Origin of the sequence: Viridibacterium curvum, from assembly GCF_039544165.1 — a bacterium.
Taxonomy (GTDB): Bacteria; Pseudomonadota; Gammaproteobacteria; order Burkholderiales; family Rhodocyclaceae; genus Viridibacterium; species Viridibacterium curvum.
The window spans coordinates 291,804-313,812 of record NZ_BAABLD010000005.1 but is presented as its reverse complement, the minus strand read 5'-3'; the positions used below and the strand labels follow the sequence as shown (position 1 = coordinate 313,812).

General features: G+C 65.2%; 16 protein-coding genes. 11 read left to right on the top strand and 5 right to left on the bottom strand.

What is annotated here, in order from left to right; genetic code table 11:
- Positions 1 to 22: 22 nt before the first annotated feature.
- A complete protein-coding gene (locus tag ABEA02_RS05565) occupies positions 23 to 418 on the top strand; it encodes a DUF1398 family protein (protein ID WP_345531870.1) in 396 nt (131 codons plus the stop codon).
- 373 nt (positions 419 to 791) lie between these two features.
- Here the strand turns inward: ABEA02_RS05565 and ABEA02_RS05560 are convergent, their stop codons facing one another.
- Positions 792 to 1,451 carry a PEP-CTERM sorting domain-containing protein gene (locus tag ABEA02_RS05560; protein WP_345531869.1) on the bottom strand — a complete coding sequence of 220 codons (660 nt, stop codon included), beginning with the start codon at positions 1,449 to 1,451 and terminating at the stop codon, positions 792 to 794.
- Positions 1,452 to 1,690: 239 nt separating this feature from the next.
- Between ABEA02_RS05560 and ABEA02_RS05555 the strand changes: the two genes are divergently transcribed.
- Positions 1,691 to 2,008, top strand: a complete 318-nt coding sequence (locus ABEA02_RS05555; RefSeq protein ID WP_345531868.1) for a DUF5710 domain-containing protein — start codon at positions 1,691 to 1,693, stop codon at positions 2,006 to 2,008.
- Positions 2,009 to 2,021: 13 nt separating this feature from the next.
- On the opposite strand, the gene ABEA02_RS05550 is transcribed toward ABEA02_RS05555, so the two are convergent.
- On the bottom strand, positions 2,022 to 3,173 hold the full coding sequence (locus ABEA02_RS05550) for a metallophosphoesterase (protein ID WP_345531867.1): 1,152 nt from the start codon (positions 3,171 to 3,173) through the stop codon (positions 2,022 to 2,024).
- 321 nt (positions 3,174 to 3,494) lie between these two features.
- Here ABEA02_RS05550 and ABEA02_RS05545 point away from each other — a divergent pair, with 321 nt between their 5' ends.
- Both ABEA02_RS05545 and ABEA02_RS05540 read left to right on the top strand, forming a co-directional pair.
- On the top strand, positions 3,495 to 4,172 hold the full coding sequence (locus ABEA02_RS05545) for a lamin tail domain-containing protein (RefSeq protein WP_345531866.1): 678 nt from the start codon (positions 3,495 to 3,497) through the stop codon (positions 4,170 to 4,172).
- Positions 4,173 to 4,191: 19 nt separating this feature from the next.
- On the top strand, positions 4,192 to 5,157 hold the full coding sequence (locus ABEA02_RS05540) for an SdiA-regulated domain-containing protein (protein WP_345531865.1): 966 nt from the start codon (positions 4,192 to 4,194) through the stop codon (positions 5,155 to 5,157).
- A gap of 226 nt (positions 5,158 to 5,383) precedes the next feature.
- Here the strand turns inward: ABEA02_RS05540 and ABEA02_RS05535 are convergent, their stop codons facing one another.
- A complete protein-coding gene (locus tag ABEA02_RS05535) occupies positions 5,384 to 7,027 on the bottom strand; it encodes an NAD(P)/FAD-dependent oxidoreductase (RefSeq protein WP_345531864.1) in 1,644 nt (547 codons plus the stop codon).
- A gap of 282 nt (positions 7,028 to 7,309) precedes the next feature.
- Here ABEA02_RS05535 and ABEA02_RS05530 point away from each other — a divergent pair, with 282 nt between their 5' ends.
- The gene (locus ABEA02_RS05530) at positions 7,310 to 7,903 is read left to right on the top strand and encodes a DUF4114 domain-containing protein (protein WP_345531863.1); all 594 of its coding nucleotides are present in this window, start codon (positions 7,310 to 7,312) and stop codon (positions 7,901 to 7,903) included.
- Between the two features lie 55 nt (positions 7,904 to 7,958).
- On the opposite strand, the gene dinB is transcribed toward ABEA02_RS05530, so the two are convergent.
- Positions 7,959 to 9,113, bottom strand: coding sequence for a DNA polymerase IV (gene dinB, locus ABEA02_RS05525; protein WP_345531862.1), 1,155 nt, complete (start codon positions 9,111 to 9,113; stop codon positions 7,959 to 7,961).
- Between the two features lie 66 nt (positions 9,114 to 9,179).
- Here dinB and ABEA02_RS05520 point away from each other — a divergent pair, with 66 nt between their 5' ends.
- Both ABEA02_RS05520 and ABEA02_RS05515 read left to right on the top strand, forming a co-directional pair.
- The gene (locus ABEA02_RS05520; protein WP_345531861.1) at positions 9,180 to 12,149 is read left to right on the top strand and encodes an L-glutamate gamma-semialdehyde dehydrogenase; all 2,970 of its coding nucleotides are present in this window, start codon (positions 9,180 to 9,182) and stop codon (positions 12,147 to 12,149) included.
- Between the two features lie 38 nt (positions 12,150 to 12,187).
- Positions 12,188 to 13,021, top strand: coding sequence for a DNA ligase (locus ABEA02_RS05515; protein WP_345531860.1), 834 nt, complete (start codon positions 12,188 to 12,190; stop codon positions 13,019 to 13,021).
- A gap of 26 nt (positions 13,022 to 13,047) precedes the next feature.
- Here the strand turns inward: ABEA02_RS05515 and ABEA02_RS05510 are convergent, their stop codons facing one another.
- Complete coding sequence (locus tag ABEA02_RS05510; RefSeq protein WP_345531859.1) at positions 13,048 to 15,588, bottom strand: carbohydrate binding domain-containing protein; 2,541 nt, start codon at positions 15,586 to 15,588, stop codon at positions 13,048 to 13,050.
- Positions 15,589 to 15,788: 200 nt separating this feature from the next.
- Between ABEA02_RS05510 and prfB the strand changes: the two genes are divergently transcribed.
- The 4 genes from prfB (at position 15,789) to ABEA02_RS05490 (ending at position 21,999) form a co-directional block, all read left to right on the top strand.
- A protein-coding gene (prfB, locus tag ABEA02_RS05505; RefSeq protein WP_345532038.1) for a peptide chain release factor 2 occupies positions 15,789 to 16,893 on the top strand; the annotation gives its coding sequence in 2 pieces (ribosomal slippage) (positions 15,789 to 15,869 and positions 15,871 to 16,893; 1,104 coding nt in all).
- Positions 16,894 to 16,900: 7 nt separating this feature from the next.
- Positions 16,901 to 18,175 (top strand): hypothetical protein, encoded by a 1,275-nt coding sequence (locus ABEA02_RS05500; RefSeq protein WP_345531858.1) that lies wholly within the window; start codon positions 16,901 to 16,903, stop codon positions 18,173 to 18,175.
- A gap of 139 nt (positions 18,176 to 18,314) precedes the next feature.
- Positions 18,315 to 19,022 carry a hypothetical protein gene (locus ABEA02_RS05495; protein ID WP_345531857.1) on the top strand — a complete coding sequence of 236 codons (708 nt, stop codon included), beginning with the start codon at positions 18,315 to 18,317 and terminating at the stop codon, positions 19,020 to 19,022.
- Between the two features lie 184 nt (positions 19,023 to 19,206).
- Positions 19,207 to 21,999, top strand: a complete 2,793-nt coding sequence (locus ABEA02_RS05490) for an ATP-binding protein (protein WP_345531856.1) — start codon at positions 19,207 to 19,209, stop codon at positions 21,997 to 21,999.
- Positions 22,000 to 22,009: the final 10 nt, after the last annotated feature.

Below are 22,009 nucleotides of genomic sequence, written 5' to 3'. Positions count from 1 at the left end.
CCTCACCCATTGAGTAACACGCATGCAGGCAGATATCCAGGACATCATCACCTCGACTTTCGAAGCGTCCAACGCTGGCCGCATCCATTTCGGCCAGGTCATCGGCCAGCTCAGCAGTGTTCAGGTTGAGTCGTATCACGTGGATTACCGCTCGGGTCGCACGAGCTATTTCCTGCCCGATGGCAGCACGCTGGATCAGTGCTTCGAGCGCGCGAGCGACGCCATCGCGAACGACTTCAGCGCCGAGGGCGTGCGCGCTGCGATTCTCGGCGCACAGCAGGGCAAGGTGATGTACCCGGAATTCAAGCAGCTCACGCAGGCTGCCGGTTGCGCGGGTTACACGGTGTGGATCGCGGGCCGCCATGTCACCTACTTCGGCCGCAAGGGCGAGACGCACGTGGAGCGATTTCCGGATTGAGCATCGCACCCGCCCACACCAACGCAACGCCTGCCGAAGCCTTCGCCGCAAGCCTGAGCGCGCCGCACCAGTGGCGGCCTGCATGACGCAGCGATTCGGGTTCTTCGGATTTCCTGCGCCTGCACGGCGTGCTGCAATGACGTCGCTGGTGGAGAGCCTCGGGCGAGCGCTGGACGCCGACTGGCTGATGGCGGTAGCGAAGGCGTTGTAGGACCTTGAGGAGCGCAAGCGTGCCGGGCGCCAATCCCTGGCGAGTTGAATGGCCTGGCCAGCGACATCCGGCAACAACTCGGCAACTTCCGTGTCGGAGTCGCGCCCATCAAGAAAAAAGCCACGCACAGCGTGGCCTTTTTCTTTGAGCTTGCCTCGTCAATCAACGCTGGCGACGGCGACGTGCCAGCATCACGATGCCTGCGCCAACGAGTGCAAGGCTGGCGGGCTCGGGCACGTTGCCACCGGGCAGTGCGGGGCCAGACTCAGCGATGTTGTCGATGACGCTCCAGCTGTAGCCATCTTCAAAATGGAAGCTGAACTGGTCGCCGGCATTCAGGCCCAGCGCGGCAAGATCGAATGTGAACTCGCGCCAGACGCTGTCGTTGTAGCTGTTGAGATATTGCTTGGCGAGCACGGCGCCGGTGCTGCTGAGGATCTCGGCGTAAGCGCGATTGTTCCCCTGGTTGGCGGTGTAGTTACCAGCTGTCCAGAAGCTGATGTACTGGTTGGTGGCGGTCCACAGCGACGACGTGACCCCCCCGGAGCTTTCGTTGCCGTAAGAGCCGAAAACCGCGAAGGTGCTGCCGTCCTTGGCGGGGCTGCCGAACCAGACGTCGGCACCTTCCCAGCCCTGGTAGGTCTGGTAGTCGTGACGGGTGCGGGTGTTGCCGGTCTGGGTGACGAGGTAGCCGTCACCGGTAACGGTCCAGCCGCTGAAGTTGTTCTCGAAACCGCCATTGATCACGGTCGCCTGGGCCGGAGCCGCCACGGCGAGGGACAGGGCAAAACCGAGCATGGAAACCAGCGCACGAACTTTCACAGGAAACTCCCTTGTTGTTGGTTTTGGCATTTTTATTGATTAATACATATAGCCAACAAACAAGGCGTCGCCAGATGTGCAGTAGTTCATGACTATTAGCGATCCGCCCCGCGCAGCGTGCAATCCATCACGCCAACCGCCCACAAAGCAGGCGGCAAGGGGTTTTCCGGAATGCTTTGGCCCGCCGTGCGCCCTTCACCGTATGATCGCGCTCCCGGTCTTCACCCCACGCCACATCCATGAGATTCGATCTGAAAGTCCCCTTCGCCGAGAAAGATGCAGCCAAGGCACTGGGCGCGCGCTGGGATGCCGCGAACAAGCTCTGGTATGTGGCGGACAAGGCGGATATGTCGGCTTTCGCTAAATGGCAGCCGACGCCGCGCGATGCAGCAGCGAGGCCCGCGCCCTCCTCCAGCAAGCACCCGGCATCCAGGGGGCAGGCACCTGTCGGAGGTGCGTTTGTCGCAGGCAGCCGCTATGTCGAGCTGACTCGCGTCTGCGCTTGCCTGCCTTGGGATATGTGCGACAAGTGCTGCAGCACCGCCCTGCAGACTTGAGGCGATTGCCGCTTCAGGCTGCCACCAGACGCAAACAAGTGATCTCGGATGGCGCGCCAAAGCGCTTGGGCGGCCCCCAATAACCGGTGCCTCGGCTGACGTAGATCCACAGGTCCTGCAGACGATGCAGGCCAGCCGTGAAAGGCTGCTGCAGCGGCACAAAGAGATTCCACGGCCAGAATTGCCCGCCGTGCGTGTGGCCCGAAAGCTGCAGCTGGAAACCTGCACCCGCTGCCGCGTTGGCCGTGCGTGGCTGGTGCGCGAGCAGGATGCGCGGAACACCGCTTGGCGCGCCAGCAACGGCGGCCTTGGGGTCACTGCGATGCGCGGGATCGAAAGCGCCGGCGCTGTAGTCGGTGACACCGGCAAGCACGATGCCGGCTCCGTCATGTTCAAGCTGCACATGCTCGTTGAGCAGCACGCGCAGGCCCAGACGCCGCAGCTCGGCAATCCATTCATGCGCGCCGGAGTAGTACTCGTGATTGCCCGTGACGAAGAAGCTGCCATGCCGCGCCTGCAGCGTAGCGAGCGGCGCGACGTGATCGCGCAGGTCACTGACGCGACCGTCGACGAGGTCACCGGTTATGGCGACCACATCGGGCTGCAGACGATTGACGGCTTGCACGATGCGCGCGAGATAGGCCTTCTTGATGGTGGGTCCGACGTGGATGTCACTGATCTGCGCAATGCGGAAACCATTCAGACCCGAAGGCAGGTTGGCAATCGGCACGTTGATGTCGACGACGCGCGCCAGACGACGCGCATTGATGAAGCCCCACGCAGTGACGATGGCTGCGAGCACAAGACAGGTCACAGCCGACATCGCTTCCAGCGCAGAGAAATCAAGTTCGAACAGACCGCTGACATCCACGACGAAAGCGATGACAAGCATTACATCGCGCAGCAGCGACAGCACAAACAGCGACGAGAAAAAACCCATGAATCCCATGCCCAGCCAGGCGAAGCGGTCGCGCCAGGCCTCGCCAGGTAAGCTGCGCGAGAGCAGGCCAAGAGGCTGCAGCAGGGTCGACAGCACCAACACGACAATGGCTGCGAACTGCACTGCGCCAGACACGGGCAGATCGGGCACGAGGCGAATCGCGAGGTACAGATGAAGAGTCGCGATGAGACCGACAACGGCGAGCAGGAAACGGATGGGAGGCATACAGGAGCCGAGAGTGAGGCGAAGCGCGTAATGCCGGAGATGGATGCAAAAAACCTGAGTTCAAGGCCGCTGAACTGCACCTCTGTCGCAGCATCGCATCGTCACCGGGAAGGATGAGGCATGCGGTTTTGGTCCGGCAGGGCGGCGAAAGTTCCGCCACGGGTGTCGCCACGGATTTTGCCTTGGGTCGCCTGCCAGAACAGCTGTCATGCCCTTGCAATGCGCGCAACCTAAGCTCGCGCGTTCTCCGGCCTTTCCAAAGACAAGGCTTCGCTCTGCCGGAGACACCAGACGACGAAGCCGGACTACCGGAGTAGAGCAATGAACACCATCCGCACATCGCTGAAGGCACTCGCCGCAGCGGTCGCCCTCATCGGCCTCGGCAGCGCGCAAGCCGCCATCGTGATCACCGAAGTCGCTCCGTGGGCAAGCGGCAATTCGCCCTACGCCAAAGACTGGTTCGAGCTGACCAACACGGGCAGCAGTGCCGTCGACATCACCGGCTGGAAGATGGACGACGACAGCAACAGCTTCAGTGCGGCCGTTGCGCTCACTGGCATTACCACCATCGCGGCGGGCGAATCGGTGATCTTCACCGAGACCTCCATCGCCGCGAGCTTCCTCTCGACATGGTTTGGCACGGCCGGCAACAGCAGCTTGCAGATCGGTTACTACAGCGGCTCAGGCGTGGGATTGAGCGCCACCAGCGACGCCGTGAACATCTTCAACGCCGCCGGGGTGAAGCAGGCCAGCGTGAGCTTTGGTGCGTCGGACAGCGTGGCACCGTACCAGACCTTCGACAACGCGGCGGGCCTCAACAACGTGACGATCTCGCAACTGAGCGTGGCAGGTGTCAATGGCGCATTTGTCGCCATCAACGACGCGGCTGAAATCGGCTCGCCCGGCAGCATCGCCGCCGTGCCCGAAGCTTCCACCTACGCCATGCTGCTGGCCGGCCTCGGCATGATCGGCGTGATGTCGCGTCGCCGCACTGCTTGATTACTGAAAGATTCCGAACATGAACTTCACGAAACTCTTCGCTGCAGTGATGGCCATCGGTCTGAGCGGTGCAGTCAGCGCCACCTCGTTGAACCTGAGCAGCTACAGCGTGTCCGGCGTGTATTCGCTGGCCATCAATCCGGGCAACGGCGTGTCGGGCCTCGAAGGCTCAGCCATCACCTACGCCCGCGATCGCGGCACCCTGTTCTACGTCGGTGACGAAGGCACGGGCGTGGTCGAGATATCGAAAACCGGCGCAACACTGGGCGCCATGGCTTTCAACTGGAGCGGCACGGGCAGCAGCAAGCACGACACCGAGGGTCTCGCCTACATTGGCAACGGCCAGCTGGTCGTCAGCGAAGAACGCCTCTACGACGCCTACAGCTTCAGCTACCTCGCTGGCGGCACCGCCAGTCTCGTCAGTGCCGGCGTGTCTATCAGCAATGACAACGTAGGCAACAGCGGCCTCGAAGGCATCGCCTACGATTCCCGCAATGGCAGCTTTGTCATGGTGAAGCAGGAGTCGCCCGAAGACATCCGCAGCGGCACACTGAGCTTCGGCAACAACCTGAGCGGCGTCGCCAACACGAGCACCCTGTTCAACACCTCGCTGATGGGGCTGGCTACGCTGTCCGACGTGGCCACACTGTCGGGTGTCGACGCCTTCGTCGGCACCAGCGCCGCCGACAACCTGCTGGTTCTTAGCCTGGGTTCGCGCAAGCTGATCGAAGTGACCCGTACGGGCACCGTGCTGAGCACGCTCGACTTGACGAACGTGCTGCCCGACAACGGCATCGAAGGCGTGACCATCGACGAGTCCGGCACCATCTACCTCATCGCCGAGCAGGATCAGACCGCCAACGCTGTGGCCAACGCGGCCTCCAAGCTGATCGTGCTGACCGCCCCGGTACCCGAACCCGGCACCTGGGCCATGCTCATCGCCGGCCTTGGCCTGACGGGCATTGCTGCACGCCGTCGCAAGTAATCTGGCTGCGCAGATGAGAGACGGGGCTGCCGCCCCAACGCCGTTCAGTCAAGACAAAAGCGACCCTCACCCCACCCCTCTCCCGCAGGGCGAGGGGCCTGAACCCCCCTTCTCCCTGCGGGAGAAGGGTTGGGGATGAGGGCCTTTGGGCTGAAGTCATCACCCCGGATTGCTTATTGGACGGCATCAGGGCTGCGACCCCGTTGTGCATTGCTGCTGCCGAGACTCAGTCCGGCAATCCCAGCAAACTCTTCACCACCGCTTCGGCCACCTCGATGCCATCGACCGCTGCAGACAGGATGCCGCCCGCATAGCTCGCGCCCTCACCCGCCGGAAACAAGCCGCGCGTGTTGACGCTCTGGTAGTCCTTGCCACGCCGGATGCGGATCGGCGATGAAGTGCGCGTCTCCACCCCGGTGAGCACGGCGTCGTGCATGGCATAGCCGCGGATCTGGCGGTCCAGCGCCGGCAGAGCTTCGCGCATCGCCGCGATGGCATAGTCGGGCAAAGCCGTCGCCAGGCTGCAGGGCGTCACGCCGGGCTTGTACGAGGGCTCCACCTCGCCCAGCGCCGTCGAAGCGCGACCCGCAATGAAGTCACCGACCAGTTGTGCCGGCGCCATGTACTCGCCACCGCCCAGCTCGAAAGCACGGCTCTCCCACTTGCGCTGGAAGGCGATGCCCGCAAGGGGGTGGCCCGGATAGTCCACTTCGGGCGTGATGCCGACAACGAAGCCAGCATTGGCATTGCGCTCGTTGCGCGAGTACTGGCTCATTCCGTTGGTGACGACACGGCCTTCTTCCGAGGTTGCCGCAACCACGGTGCCGCCCGGGCACATGCAGAAGCTGTAGACCGAGCGCCCGTTGCTGGCGTGGTAGACGTGCTTGTAGTCTGCCGCGCCGAGAATCGGGTGGCCCGTGAACCTGCCGAAGCGCGCCTCGTCGATGAGGGACTGCGGATGCTCGATGCGGAAACCGATCGAGAAAGGCTTGGCTTCGATATGCACGCCACGATCGAACAGCATCTGGAAGGTGTCGCGTGCGCTGTGACCCACTGCCAGCACAACGTGGCTGGCCGCGAGGAACTCCGGGCCCTTCTCCGGCGCACTGACGAATAGCCCCTTGACCTGCCCGCCTTCGATCAGCACGTCCTCGACCTTGTGGCGAAAACGGATCTCCCCGCCCAGCGATTCGATCTCGGCGCGGATCTTTTCAACCATGCCGACCAGGCGGAACGTACCGATGTGCGGCTTGCTGACATAGAGGATCTCCTCGGGCGCACCGGCCTTGACGAACTCTTCCAGCACCTTGCGGCCCAGGTAGCGAGGGTCCTTGATCTGGCTGTAGAGCTTGCCGTCGGAGAACGTACCCGCCCCGCCCTCGCCAAACTGCACGTTGGACTCGGGATTGAGCGTCTTCTTGCGCCACAGGCCCCAGGTGTCCTGGGTGCGTTCGCGCACCTGCTTGCCGCGTTCCAGCACGATGGGGCGGAAGCCCATCTGCGCCAGCAGCAGCGCCGCCATGAAGCCGCACGGCCCCATGCCGATCACGACGGGGCGCTCGCTGAAGCCGGCAGGAGCATGTCCGACGAAGCGATAGGCCATGTCCGGCGATGGCATCACCATGCCAGGCGCCTTGCGCTTGCGATCCGCAGCCGTCACTTTCGCCAACAGGGCCGCCTCGTTGCGCACCTCGACGTCGACCGAATAGATCAACGCAATGTCGGACTTCTTGCGGGCATCCGGGCTGCGCTTGAACACCTTGAACGACAGCAGCTCGGCTGGCGCAATACCGAGGCGCTTGAGGATGGCCTCGTGCAGAGCCTCTTCCGGGTGGTCCAGCGGAAGCTTGATTTCGGTGATGCGGAGCATGGTCAGAACGTGGCGTGCGGCAGCGCGGGAAGGGGCGGATTATACGTTGCCACCGCGCCCTGCCCTGCCTTGCGAACCCACGGACAGCGGGCTTGCGCAGATCCGCCAGCCGCGTCGGGATTTTTTACCATCGCAGCCAGCGCAACACCCGGAAGAACAATAAATCATTGTTTAAAAACAGAATTTACATTCTGGCACGGCAGCTGCTAATAAGTCGCCAGAAGCAAGATCAAGCCCGCAATTCAGTGGGTGCCAACCAGAATCCAGAGACGAGTAACCAATATGAACGCAAAGAAAATCGCCTTCGCAGCACTGACCGCCGCCGCAATCGGCTTCTCGGGTGCCTCGGTGGCCGGCCCGATCCCCTACCCCAACGCCGGTGTACAGAACGCAACCAGCTACAGCTTCACCGCTGCCACCACGGGTGCCGTGACGGCCTACTTCTACGGTTCGACTGCTGGCTACACCAACGAACTGACCCTGCTGATCAACGGCGTCGCAACCGGCATCCAGGGCCTGAACAACCATTCCTCGGCTTACGGCGCGTCGCTGGTGCTGGGCTACGCCAACGCGGGTGACACGCTGGTCTTCAAGATGATCAACGTCTCCCCCGGCGGCGTTGGCCCCTGGTACTCCGACACGTCGATGAACTCTGACAAGGTCAATCACGTTTATGCAACGGACTTTGCTGGCGACTCCGTGATCGGCGCAGGCACCTTCGTGGCTTTCGAAGATCTGGCTGGCGGCGGTGACTTCAACTACAACGACGAAACCTTCGTGTTCACCAACGTGGCCACCTCGGTGCCGGAACCGATGAGCCTGCTGCTCGCCAGCCTCGGCATCATGGGTCTGGCAGCGACGCGCCGCAAGAAGTAATCAGCCCGTGCTTCAAGAAAAGGCGCCCGATGGGCGCCTTTGTTTTTTGGGCGATTCAAAATGGCAGCTCGCCTTGCTCGACACTGCTGCTCTCCGCAACATCGTCGAATGGCAGCAGCGCGCTGGCACGCACTCCCAGCAATCGCAGGCGTTGATCCAGCGGTACGCGCTTGAGGCACTCCCTCGCTGCTCGCAAAATGCTCGCCGCGTCGCGTACCGGCTCGGGGAGCGTCAGGTCGCGCGTCACCGAGCGGAAATCGTCGTACCGCAGCTTGATGCCTATGGTCTTCGCGACATAAGCCTTGCGCAGAAGATCGGCAGCCAGGCGCTCGCAGAGATCGGTCAGGATGCTGCCCAGCTGGATACGATCCTGCTGCGGATGCAGGTCTCGCTCGAACGTCGTCTCGCGGCTGATGGATTTCGGTTCGGATTCGGTGACGACGGGGCGTTCGTCGATGCCGTGTGCGACTTCATGCAGCCATAGCGCGTAATTGCGGCCGAACTGCGCCTGCAGCGCTTCCGGGGCAGCGGCGGCAAGCTGACCGATGGTGGCGATGCCCATCGCCGCCAGCCGCTCGCTGGCCTTGGGGCCGATGCCGTTGATCTTGCGTACCGCCAGCGGCCAGATGCGCGCGGGAATCTCTTCGCGTGACAGCAAGGTAATACCGTCGGGCTTGTCGAGCTCGGAGCAGATCTTGGAGAGCAGCTTGTTGGGTGTGATGCCGATCGAGCAGGTCAGACCCGTCGCGTGGCGTACCGCCTGCTTGAGACGTTGCGCAAGCGGCAGGCTGTCTTCGGCAATGTCCGTCAGGTCGATGTAGATCTCGTCGATGCCGCGGTCTTCAACCTGCGGCGCAATCGCGCGCACGGCCGCCTTGAACAGGCGTGAGTAATGCCTGTAGGCGTCGAAATCCACTGGCAGCAGGATCGCCTCGGGCGCGAGCTGCGCGGCCTTCATCATGCCCATCGCCGAGAACACGCCCAGCGCGCGCGCCTCGTAGGTGGAAGTCGTGATCACGCCGCGCCCGACATAGTCGCGCAAGCGTGCGTACTGCCGCGTGCCGTCCGGCAAGGTGATGGGCTGATGGTCGCGCCGGCCGCCGATCACGACGGCTTGCCCGCGCAGATCGGGATAGCGCAGCAGCTCGACCGATGCGTAGAAGGCATCCATGTCGAGGTGAGCAATGCGGCGGGGTGGAGACTCGGGCACGCAGGAACGCAGACGGAAATCGATTGCCTAAGATGATAAGAGCAAGCGAGCTGTGTGGAGTCCCCCATGCGTCTGCCATCGCCCTACCGTGACGAACAAGGCGTCGTCGCCGATCGCCTCATCCAGCTGGGCAGCCGGCTCGACTGGATGCAAGCCACCCGTCCCGCGCACGACTGGGTGCGCGAGGTGCGGGCGCATCCGCCACCTTTCTGGGCGATGGAGCGCCTGCTCCACGAATTCCCCATCTCAAGCGCCGAAGGTCTGGCGCTGATGCGTCTGGCCGAGGCTCTCTCGCGCATCCCCGACCTCGAAACAGCCATTGCGCTGACGGCCGACCAGCTTGGCCGTGCCGACTTCGGCGCAGGGCACGACTCCCTGCTCGGCCAGATTTCCGCGATGGCCATGAAGCTCTCGCGCCAGTGTCTGCCCGAAGAGGGCGAGCATCAGGGCCTGTGGCAGCGCCTCGGTGCGCGCAGCGTGGTCGCCGCCGGGCTGCGTGCGGTGCAGTTGCTGGGCACCCAGTTCGTGATGGGCGAGACCATCGAAGCCGCCCAGCGCGCGGCGCAGACGCAGCGCAAGGACCAGCCGGCCCTGCGCTTTTCTTACGACATGCTGGGCGAAGCCGCGCGCACGGCGGCTGACGCGCAACGCTATCTCGACAGCTATCGCGCTGCCATCGACAAGCTCGCGTCGGCACGCACGGCCGGCGCGAGCTGCCGCGAGCAGGACGGCATCTCGATCAAGCTGAGCGCCCTGCATCCGCGTTACGAATGGGCACAGGCCGGACGCGTGATGAACGAACTCGTGCCGCGTGTGTGGTCACTGTGCGAACAGGCAGCGGCGGCCAACATGAACCTCACCATCGATGCCGAAGAAGTCGAGCGGCTCGAAATTTCTCTCGACGTGTTCGAAGCCCTGCTGCAGAAGATCGCGCGCCACACGCCGCACTGGCACGGGTTCGGACTGGCGATGCAGGCCTACCAGACACGCGCGCTGGATCTTGTCGACCACGTGATCCTGCTCGCCCAGCGCCACGATGTGAAACTGATGTGTCGCCTCGTCAAGGGCGCCTACTGGGACAGCGAGATCAAGCGCGCGCAGGAGCTCGGTCTCGCCCACTACCCCGTTTTCACGCACAAGGTGCACACCGACATCTCCTACCTCGCCTGTGCGGCGCGCCTGCTCGAAGCGCCTGACCGCATCTTTCCGCAGTTCGCCACCCATAACGCCGGCAGCATCGCCGCGCTGGTGCAGATGGCGCGCGACGCCGAGGCGCCCTTCGAACTGCAGCGCCTGCACGGCATGGGCGAAGGCGTCTATCGCGAAGTGCTCAAAACCCTGCCGCTGAACTGTCGCGTCTATGCGCCGGTCGGCGCGCATCGCGACCTGCTCGCCTACCTCGTGCGGCGTCTGCTCGAAAACGGCGCCAACGCCTCGTTCGTGCACCAGCTCGCCGACGAAAGCGTCAGCAGCGAGACGCTGCTGCAATCGCCCCTGCAGCTGCAGCAAGGCCACAACCTGCCCCTGCCGCCACAGCTTTATGGCGCGCAGCGACGCAACTCGGCCGGGCTGGACCTCGCCGAAGCCGAAACGCGTGACACCCTGGGCGACGCCCTCACCACCTTGCCCGTCGTCGTCGTGCAGATGGACGAAGCGGGCAAGGTAGAGCCCGCCATGCAGCGCGCCCGTGCCGCCTTCCCCGCCTGGGCCGCACGCCCGGTCGATGAACGTGCTGCCATGTTGCAGGCCGCAGCCGAGCGGCTGGAGCTCGGCCTGCCGCGCTTTGCCGCCCTGCTCGTACAGGAAGCGCGCAAGTGCTGGCCCGACGCCATTGCCGAGGTGCGCGAAACGATCGACTTCCTGCGCTATTACGCCAACGAAGCGCTGCGCCTGCAGGCGCCTCAAGCCATGCCTGGCCCGACCGGCGAGCGCAACACCCTGCAGCTGCGCGCACGCGGTGTGTGGGTCGCGATCAGCCCGTGGAATTTTCCGCTGGCGATCTTCACCGGCCAGATTGCCGCCGCCCTGGTCACCGGCAACTGCGTCGTCGCCAAGCCGGCTGAACAGACGCCGCGTGTTGCCACCGAGATGCTCTCCCTGCTGCATGCCGCAGGTGTCCCGACCAGCGTATTGCAGATGCTGCACGGCACCGGCGAGACCGTCGGCGCCGCGCTGGTCGCCCACCCGGGCGTCGACGGTGTGGTGTTCACCGGCTCAACCAGCGTGGCGAAAGGCATCCAGCGCGCGCTGGCCGCCAGGGACGGCCCCATCGTGCCGCTGATTGCCGAAACCGGCGGCATCAACGCCATGCTCGTCGACGCCAGCGCCCTGCCCGAACAGGTGGCCGACGCCGTGCTGCAAAGCGCCTTCCGCTCGGCCGGGCAGCGCTGCTCTGCGCTGCGTCTGCTGTGCCTGCATGAAGGCATCGCCGCGCGCGTGCTCGAACTCGTCGTCGGTGCCGCCAGCGAGCTGCGCGCGGGCGACCCGGCCGACTTCGCCACCGATGTCGGCCCGCTCATCGACAGCGAAGCCTTCATCAACGTCAAGCGTCACATCGGCCGCCTGCGCGAACGTGGCCGCGTGCTGTTGGCACCATCGGTACCCGCACAGCCGCACCACCTCGTGGCAGCGCATGTCTTCGAGATCAGCAACGTCGCCGACGCCACGCACGAGATCTTCGGCCCGGTGCTGCAGGTCGTACGCTGGAAGGGCGACCCGGCCGCCGTCATCGACGCCATCAATGCTCTGGGTTATGGCCTCACCCTGGGCATCCACACGCGCATAGACCGCCGCGCCGCCGCACTTGCTGCGCGCTCGCGAGCAGGCAACGTCTACGTCAATCGCAACATGATCGGCGCCGTCGTGGGCGTGCAGCCTTTTGGCGGCGAAGCGCTGTCCGGCACCGGCCCCAAGGCCGGCGGCCCGCACTACCTGCTGCGCTTCTGCAGCGAACAGGTGGTGACCATCAATACCGCCGCGGCGGGCGGCAATGCAAGCCTTCTGGGCAATCCGCAGGACGCTGGCGACAGCAGGTGACAGCATGGGCGCCGCCTCACTACCGCGGAGCCCGTCCGATGTCGTTCTGCAGAGCCTTCGTACTCACACTTTGCTGTTGCTTCGCGGCGCTCGCGCAAGCGGCGCCCGACATCCTGCTTGCCAATGTCTGGCGCGATGGCATCAACCCGGCTGATTACTGGGTCAGCGAGAAACTCGACGGTGTGCGCGGCATCTGGGATGGCCAGACCCTGCGCTTCCGCAGCGGCAACCCGGTGCCCGCTCCGGCCTGGTTCACGCGCGCCCTGCCGCCCGTGCCTCTTGATGGCGAACTGTGGATCGCACGTCGCCAGTTCGACCGTCTCTCGGCCATCGTGCGGCGCGAAGCTCCGCTCGACGAAGAGTGGCGCGAAGTGCGTTACATGATCTTCGAAATGCCCGCAGCGCCCGGTGACTTCAGCGCACGCGTAGCCGCCATGCGCCAGCTTGTAGCCGACGCGGGCACCCCCTGGCTGCAAGCGGTTGAGCAGTTTCGCGTCGCTGACCGCAAGGCGCTCGCCAGCCTGCTCAACGAGCGCGTACGACACGGTGCCGAAGGCCTCATGCTGCACAAGGCTGACGCGCCTTACGTGACCGGCCGCAGCGACGCGCTGCTCAAGCTCAAGCCCATGCTGGACACCGAGGCCACCGTCGTCGGGCATGTGCAGGGCAAGGGGCGTCTGGCCGGCAAGCTCGGCGCACTGGTCGTCGAGACGCCAGAGGGGCGCCGCTTCCGGCTTGGCACCGGCTTCAGCGCGGCCCAGCGCGAACAGCCACCGCCCATTGGCAGTACGGTCACCTACCGCTACCGCGATCTCACGGCCACCGGCCTGCCGCGCTTTGCGAGCTTTCTGCGCATCCGCGAGAACTTCTGACCAGACGCTTCCGCGCAGCGCCTGCTTCACTGCACGAGCAGTTCGTACCACAGCGCGCGATGCTGGGGGCCCGTCTCCAGCACGGCCGTGTCATGGCCTGTCACCGTCACCGGCGTACGCCGCTGGCCGCGCTCATCCAGCGCCCAGGCTTTGACCCTCGCCGCCGCCACCGGCAGGCTGATGCGGGCCACCGGCCCCTCGACCAGCACCGGGCCTTTGCCGAAGCGGCGGCCCAGCGTCGTGTGTGCGGCGTCGAGCCAACGCTGCTCAGTGTTCTGCGAGGTGCCCAGCACCGTCACCACCATGCGGCTGCCGGCACTGCTGAAGTCACGCCCTTCGATCAGCGTGGCCAGCAGCACAGCGTGCCCCAGTCTCGCGTTCAGCACCTGCAGCTGTATGCCGCCGGCGTCAAAGGCCTGCGGCAGCGCCTTGCCGATGAGGCCCTTGCTGCGCCGCGTGTCGACGCTCACGGTCTGCTGGCCGGCCACACCCCACACCAGCTCGCCACCCACGCTGCGCAGCGGCAGCGGCACGCCATCACCGGCTGGCGTGCCGATCGAAACGGGCCGCAGCGCCGCGAGGTTGCGCGGCGCCCCCCACAGATAGGCGGCGGGCATCTGATAGGTGCGTCGCAGGGATTCGACGAGGGTGGCCCGCTCGGGGACCGGGCTGAGGTCGGCGCCAGGCGTGCTGACATCACCGCGCCGGAACAGCGCCGCACTGGCCAGCAGGCTGCTCATCTTGTTCGGGTCGCCATGCGTGTCGAAGAAGTTGACCTGGTAGTCAGGCTGCCAGTTGGCGTCGTGGGCGCCGTAGGAATAGATGAAGATGCCGTCCCAGTCCTGCAGCGCCGCGTAGGCTGCCAGCAGCGGGAAGGCTTCGGCCGCATGCTCGGCCGGTGCGGAGTGGTTGTATTCCGTCACCACGAAGGGTTTGCCGGGCTGGCGGCGCATGGCGAGCTCGGCCAGTGTGCCGGCGCCGTCAATGCCGGCCATGGGGCTGTTGCCGATACGCCAGTTGTCCATGTCCCAGGGCTTGCCGGGAAATTGCGGGTGCTGCCAGTAGGCGTGGCCGTCGACCACGTCGAGCTCGCCCTGCAGCGGCGCCGGGCTGTAGCTGACCTGCGTGCCGATGATCAGCGACTTGACGCCCAGGTCGCGCTTGAGAAAGTCCTGCATGCCGCGCCAGTAGGCGCTCTCCGTGTCCCACAGGTACTGCAGCCAGTCGCGCTGGGCTTCCAGCGTGCGGCTCAGGAAGTCGCTGCTTGTCGAAATCGCCACGTTGCCGCGCGCCAGGGATTCGCCCTCGGCCAGGCCGAGATTGCCACCCGGCCGCAGGCTCGCTTTCGCCACTGACAGCGTGCCTTCACCCGCCCCGAGGTTGCCCAGCGTGAAGCGTGCGACCTCCTCGCTCATCGTTGGCGCAAAGGTGATGTGGTAATCCTGCCAGCCGGTGCCGACGGCCAGCTCGGTGCTCCACAGGTGCTGCCAGGGTGCGTGGTTCTGCATGGCCTGCAAGGCGATGCGCAGTGGCCGGTCGGCACGCAATCTCAAGCTGAGCGTGTAGGGCTCGCCGGCCTTGAACTTCAGGCCGTTCTGATGCCATTGCACATGCCAGCGCTCGGCCCCGGCACGCGTCACCTTCACCTCGCCCACGCCTTCAGCCATTGGTGTTGCGGTGGCCTGCGCCTGCCCGACGAGCTGCAGGTTCCAGCCCGGTTCGTTGCCGCGCACGTTGATCCTGGCGCCGAACATCTCCTCACCCACGGGCACTTCGCGCGCACCCCAGGCACGGGCCAGCCCGGCATCATCGCCGTAACGTGCCTTGAGCCAACGTACCCAGCCCTGCTGCAAGGCCTCGCGGTAGAGCCCGGTGATCTCGTTGAGCGAGCCGACACGCCACTCGCGCAGCAAGCCATTCTCGTTGTTGATCTCGACCAGCGCCACCGCGGGTTCATCGGCATAGCGCTTGCCGGTGTAGGCATTCACGTGGGTGAGCAGGTCTCGCGCGTAGTCCTTCTGCATCGCGATCATGGGCGGAAAGAAATGGTCAACGCCCTTCCAGTACTTCGGCGTCGTCTCGCCCCAGCCGGCAAAGCCGGGGTACATCCGCCCCACGTGCAGGTTGAGGTTGCTGTAGATGCCCACACGCTTGAGTGCGGCGACGAAGTAGTCGAGCTTTTCGAGCTGGGCCGGATCCATCGTGCGCATGTCCCGCTGCAGCAGCCCGCGTGGTGCAGGCGCCGAATCCATGTGGTGGAAGCGCACGATGTTCACGCCCAGCCGCGCCAGCCGCCCGGCTACGCCGTCGGCGTCGGCATGCGAGGGAAAGCAGCTGCCGAAAACGATGTTCACCCCCAGCAGGCGCAAACGCCGGGCCCCCGCGAACAGGTGACCGTCACGCACGCTGACGAATCCCTGCGCACCGGCAGGCCGCTCGTTCCAGTCCGCAAGACTGGTGAGGCCGGGCGTGTTGTCGTTCCACGGCATGGCGTACGGAAACAGATCGTCCGCCGCGCGCAACACAGCAGGGGCAAGCAGGCACAGCAGGAACAGGCAACGCAGCATGGTTTCCTCTCGGCAAACAGGCCGGCGCCATTGTGGCCCCGCCAGGAGCCCAATATGGGCCGGAATAGCGCGCCAATCACCCCGGTGCCGTCAAGCCGGGCCGCAATCCCGGTTTGCCCTGACCCGCGGCGCTGACTTGGCGCGGAGCGCGGCGGGCGGAGCCGCTATAATTGCCGATTGCCCAATTCAGCTGGAAGAACATGGAAGCCGAACGCATCAACGCCATTGCCAACGCCATCAGCGACCTGCGCGACCGCGCGGATTCGCTGCGGAGGTATCTTTGACTACGACAACAAGGCCGAGAAGCTGATCGAAGTCAGCAAGCAGCTCGAAGACCCGAAGATCTGGGACAACCCGGAGAACGCCCAGGAACTCGGCAAGGAGAAGCGCGCGCTCGAAAACATCGTCCACACGCTCGAATCCATCGCCAACGGCCTCAAGGATGCCGACGAGCTGTTCGAGCTCGCGCGCATGGAAGAAGACGAAGACACGGTCGCCTCGGTCGAGGCTGACGTGCGCAACATCGCCGGCAGCGTCGAAGGCCTCGAATTCCGTCGCATGTTCAACAACCCGATGGACCCCTGCACGGCCTTCATCGAAATCCAGTCCGGCGCCGGGGGCACCGAAGCGCAGGACTGGGCACAGATGCTCGAGCGTATGTACCTGCGTTATTGCGAGAAGAAGGGCTTCAACGTCGAACTCATGGAAGAGTCCGAAGGCGACGTGGCCGGCATCAAGAGCTGCATGATCAAGGTCAGCGGCGACTACGCCTACGGCTACCTGCGCACTGAAACGGGCATCCACCGCCTCGTGCGCAAGTCGCCGTTCGACTCCAACGCACGCCGCCACACCAGCTTCGTGTCGGTCTTCGTGTTCCCCGAGGTCGATGACTCGATCGAGATCGACATCAATCCGGCCGACGTACGCACCGACACCTACCGCGCCTCTGGCGCCGGTGGTCAGCACATCAACAAGACCGACTCCGCCGTGCGTCTGACCCACATTCCGACCGGCATCGTCGTGCAGTGCCAGAACGACCGTTCGCAGCACCGCAACCGTGACGAAGCCTGGAAGATGCTGCGCGCCCGCCTGTACGAACTGGAACTGCGCAAGCGTCAGGCCGAACAGCAGAAGCTCGAAGACGCCAAGAGCGACATCGGCTGGGGCCACCAGATCCGCAGCTACGTGCTCGACTCGGGCCGCATCAAGGATCTGCGCACCAACTACGAGGTCGGCAACACGCAAGCCGTGCTCGACGGCGACCTGGATGACTTCATCCAGGCCAGCCTGAAGCAGGGCGTCTGATCCGCGCATGTCGAGCGCAGCCGACTTCAACCTGACGGGATTCCTCAATCCCGGCGTCGAGCCTGACGATGTGCCCACGCTGTGGGCGCTAGTCCGCGCCCGTCCGCTGGTCGACACCTTCATCGCCCTGTTCCGTGGCGGCGAAGAAGAGGTTTTCGTGCGCCTGCATGTGCTGCGCGAGATCGGCGCCCGTGCCGACCTGCCGCGCTGGCTGCCTGACGAGTTGCGCCGCCACTTTGCCTACATCGACCCGGTCAAGCTCGAAACCGTGCTGGGGCGCCTGCGCGGCAACGGGCTCATGGTGTTCGGTGAAGACGGCACCTATCAGCTGTCCGATTCGGGCCGCAACGCCGTGGCGGCGGTGTCGGCACTGCTGCGCTTCGGCGAGTCGGAGGATGCCGAGCTGGGTTTCCTGACCACGCAGCTCGCCGGCATGCAGGCCACGGGCACGGTCACGCCGGACATGCTGCAGCACCTGCTGGCCAAGCTCAACGCGCTCACTGCGTCGTTCGAAGATGCCATCGCCTCGGGCTCCGAGTTCCGCATCCTCGATGCGCGCTCACGCCTCTCGGGCAACATGCGCTGGCTGGAGAAAGGCACCCAGATCCTGCGCAGCCTGCTCGCCGGTGGGGACACCAAAGAAGAAGAGATCACGCCCGATATCGCCCGCGTCGCGCATTCCATCGGCCTCGCGCAGAGCCGTCTGGCACGTGTCGATGCCGCCTTCCAGCGTGCGCTCAACAAGATCGAATCGCAGCGCGTCACGCTGGGGGCTTCGGGCGTCTCGTCGTCTGACGCGGCCGCCTGGCTGCGCAGCCTGGACATCCGCCGCATCGCGGCACTCGCCGATGGCGCACTGGGCGCGGGGCCACGCGCGCAGTTCCTCGCCGGCGGCCACGAATTGCTCGACCGTGCCGAGTCCGTGCTGTCTGAAGAAGTGCAGCGCATGGAAGCCAACACCGCCCTGCCCCCTGCAGAAGCCGCACCGGTCGATCAGGCTGCGGAATCGGAAGACCTTGGCCTCTTGATCCGCCTCACCGAGAAACTTGCCGGCATTCCCACCGCAACCCCGGCACAGAAGCTCGTGCTGGGCGGCGGCTTCGGGCCCGCAAGCTATCGCCTGTCCCTGCTGTCCCTGCTTGGCAACGAAGAAGCCCAGGCCGAAGGCCCGGTCGCCGACCTCACCCAGATGCCCTACGACCTGCAACTGGACACCACCCTGGTCGAAGTGATGGAAGACGAGGTGTCTCACATGTCGGCCGGACAGGTTGTCCGGCGGTGAGGCGTAAGGAGATATGAGTGATGAGTAAACAACTGTTGTTCGCGAACCCTCGCGCCCCAAAAATCGAGTTTGCCGAGCCCGGACGTGAGCAAGCACCCGCTCCTCACTCCTCACTCCTTGCCCCTCTCTGAAGTCAGACATGGAACACGACATCACCGCCCTCACCGCCCGCCTGCTCGCGCACCGCTGGCTGCCGCGCAACGATGCACAGGTGCGCCGTGCGCTGGTCGATGAAGCCTTCCGCGCCGAGCTGGAAAGCAAGCTCGCCGGCGTCGGCCTTGAACTGCTCGACAACCCGTTTGCCGAGCACATCGCCGTCGGCCTGAAGATCGACGTGCACGAGGCCGTGTTCGGCGGCCGCGATTACCAGGCCAGCACCATGGGCCTCACGCGCGACGAGGTGGCCCTGCTCATCGTGCTGTGGGCGCTGATCATCCTGCCCAAACGCGAACGCCAGCTCGGCCGCCGCACGCGCGAGGACGATGGCCAGAACGACATGTTCGGGCAAGAGAAGCCGATCGTGCACGGCAACGAAGTCTCCGGCGCCGTGTCGGAAGCTTCGCTGCTCGCCGACTTCGGCACACAACTCGGCGGCAAGACCAAGATCCGCAACTTCGCGCTCGGCAAACTCGCCCGGCTCGGCTTCATCGAACGCCGCGGCGGCTACCTGCTCGAAGGCCCGCTGCTCGATGTGCTGCTCGACTACCGCGTGCTCGCCGATCGCATCATCAACGGCACGCTGGCTGACGTGCTCGCCGCCGCGGGTCGCAGTGTGCCCAGCCAGACCGAACTCGACGAAGACGTGATGGACGAGTTTGACGAAGACGAAATCGAATCGCGAAGGTGATCCGTCGTTCCCGCCAACTTTACGCCCGGCGAAGCTGCATTCCGCTCCCCTCCCCCGCTTGCGGGGGAGGGGTTGGGGGAGAGGGCAAGAGCGGGAACCCAGAGACTGTGCATACGAACTGAATAACGACGCTGGATTCCCGCCTGGGCGGGAATGACGGCAAAAGCGAATCGAGTACGAATACATGTTCCATATCCGCGACATCGAACTGGTTCACTGGGACTTCTGGCGCCGCTTCACGCTGCCGCTGGATGCCCAGATCATCACCATCGTCGGCCCCAACGGCTCGGGCAAAACCACGCTGCTCGATGCCATGCGCACGCTGTTCGCGCTGCGCTGCTCGGGCAAGCGCGACTTCCGCCGCTATGTGCGCCGCGCCAATGCAGGCGTGGCGTGGATTCGCGCAACCGTCAGCAACCGGCCGGGCTCGACGGGCAAGCGTCCCTTCTTCCCCTGCCTCAAGGACGACATCACCCTGGCCTGCCGCGTGAAGCGCGCCGGCGGCGACTGGACGCGCGAGTACACGATTGAAGACGGCCTGCTCACGGTCGAGCAGCTCGACGAATCGGCGCAGTGGCTGGGCCTGCGCGACTACCAGTCGCGTCTCGCCTACGCCGGCCTGACACCCGCCATCGCCAAGGTGCTGTCGCTCGAACAAGGCGACACCGACAAGCTCTGCGAATACTCGCCACGCGCGCTCCTCGACCTGGTCTTCGACGTGTTCGGCGACAAGGAAGTGCTCGACAACTATCAGGCGGCGCGTGAAGAACAGAAGAACGCCCAGCGCGAACTCGAAGCCCTGTCGCTGGACCTCGACCGCCTCAAGGCGCAGGCCGAGGGCAAGCGGCTTGAGGCCGATCGCTTCCTCGAATGGCGCAACCTGCATGGCGAGGCCACGGCACTCGAAAACGACGCGGTGCCGCGTCTCGAAGTCGCCGAGTTGCTGGTTGACGTGCAGACCTGGCGCGAGCGCCTGCAGCAGACGCGCGTGGCCCTGCGCGAAGCAGCACGTGTGCGCGACGAATCCGATGCGCGTGTTGCCAGCCTGGGCAGCGAAAAGCAGCAGGCGCAGACCTGGCTCGACGAAGCCGGCCAGCGCGTCAACGACGCCAACGCCCACTGGCTCGCCGCACGCGACGTGCTGCGCGACATTGACAAGAAGCTTGCCGAACGCGACGCCTTGCGCGAACGCATCACGCGTGAGCACGGCTCCGACGCCCTCAACACCGAAGACGCCGCCGCCAACGCCTATGCCGACTGGCAGGCCGCGCGTGAAAAGGTGCGCGAGCTGACCGGCCGTTTTGAAGACGTGTCGCAGCAGTTGCGCGACTCGCAGGCGCGCAGCGGCCCACCAGCCGACGCCGACACGCAGCGCTTCCGCAAGGTGCTGTCCGATGCGGGCATCGAGCATCGCCTGCTCTCCGAGATCATCGAAGTCGCCGACCCCGTGTGGCAAGGCGCGCTGGAAGCCATCCTGCGCCCCTATCGCTCGCTGATCCTGCTCGAAGACGAGAACGACCGCCAGCAAGCCTGGTCGCTGGGCGAGCAGGAACGCTTCCGCCACTTCATCGTGCCCGATCGCAGCCCGGCACCCGATGCTCCCGACGGCAGCCTGCTTGAAGTGGTGAACTTCGCCGGCGACCCGCCCAGGTGGCTTGCCGAACTCCTGGGCCGCATCCGCCGCGTCGACAACGCCGCCGCCGGCGCCAGACTGCCGCGCGACCAGGACTGGATCACCCGGGACGGTTACCACCGCGAACGCCGTGGCGCGCGCCACCTCGGTGTGCCGCTGGACTTCTGGTTCGGCGAACTGGCCCGCACGGCACGTCTCGAAGCCCTGCAGAAGGAAGTCGGCGACCTCGACAAGCAACTCGCCTGGGCGCACAGGAAGCAGGAAGAAGCCGAATCGGCCATGCAGAGCGCACGCCAGAAGCTGCTGGGCATGCAGGCCGCCGAACTGATGCTGTCGCGTGCAACCGAATTCGATGCCGCCGCCCAGGACAAACCCGCTGCGCTGGAAGCACTCCAGCGTGCCGAACGCGGGCTGGAGGCCGCAAAGGCCGACCTCGAACGCTGCAAGGAGCGCCTGTCGGGCATCGCCATCGAATCGGACCGCCGCACACGCGACCTCGCCCAGGCACGTGACACGCTGAGCCGCCTCACCACCGATGCCCGCCCGCAGCGCCTGGAGCAGGCAGCCCGCCTGATGCGCCTGCGCAGCAAGCGTCGCGGCATGCCCCGTCACTGGCTCGAAGCCGACGCCCTCGCCGACCTGGCCGAGCACTACGGTGGCCTTGCCGGCGCGCGCAACGAGCTGTCGCGCCTCAAGCGGCGCCTCGTTGATGGTGAATGGCCGACCGATGAAAACGTGCTGATCGTGCGCGAGAAGCTGAGTCTGGAACTGACACAGCGCGAAACCGACTACGCCCAGCGCCTGGGCTATGCCGAACGCACCCGCAGCATGGTCGACGACGCCCGCGCCGCCTACATCGCCAAGCTGCGCGCCACCGTGCGCCAGTACGGCAAGAACCTGCGCGCGCTGGGCGAACTCTCCGGCGTGCATGTGGAATGCCCGGTGCCCACGCTGGACAACGACGATGCCACGCTGAGCGCCGCCGGCCTCGAAGTGGCATTCGACTTCGACCAGAAGGGGGCGCAAAGCCTCAACGACGGCGAAGCCTCGGGCGGTCAGCAGGTCATGAAGTCACTGATCCTGCTCATCGGCCTGCTCATGGACGACGCCCGCCCCGGCGGCTTCGTCTTCATCGACGAGCCCTTTGCCCACCTCGATGTGGCCAACATCGACCGGGTCGGCGCCTTCCTGCGCGCTACCCGGGCGCAATACCTCATCACCACGCCGGTCACCCACAACGCCAACGTGTTCCAGCCTGCGCAACTGACCCTGGTCACGCGCAAGAAGAAGCCGGTGGATGACTGGGCGCCGCCGATTGGCGTGCTGCGCCGCCAGATCGACTAGCCTGTTCGAC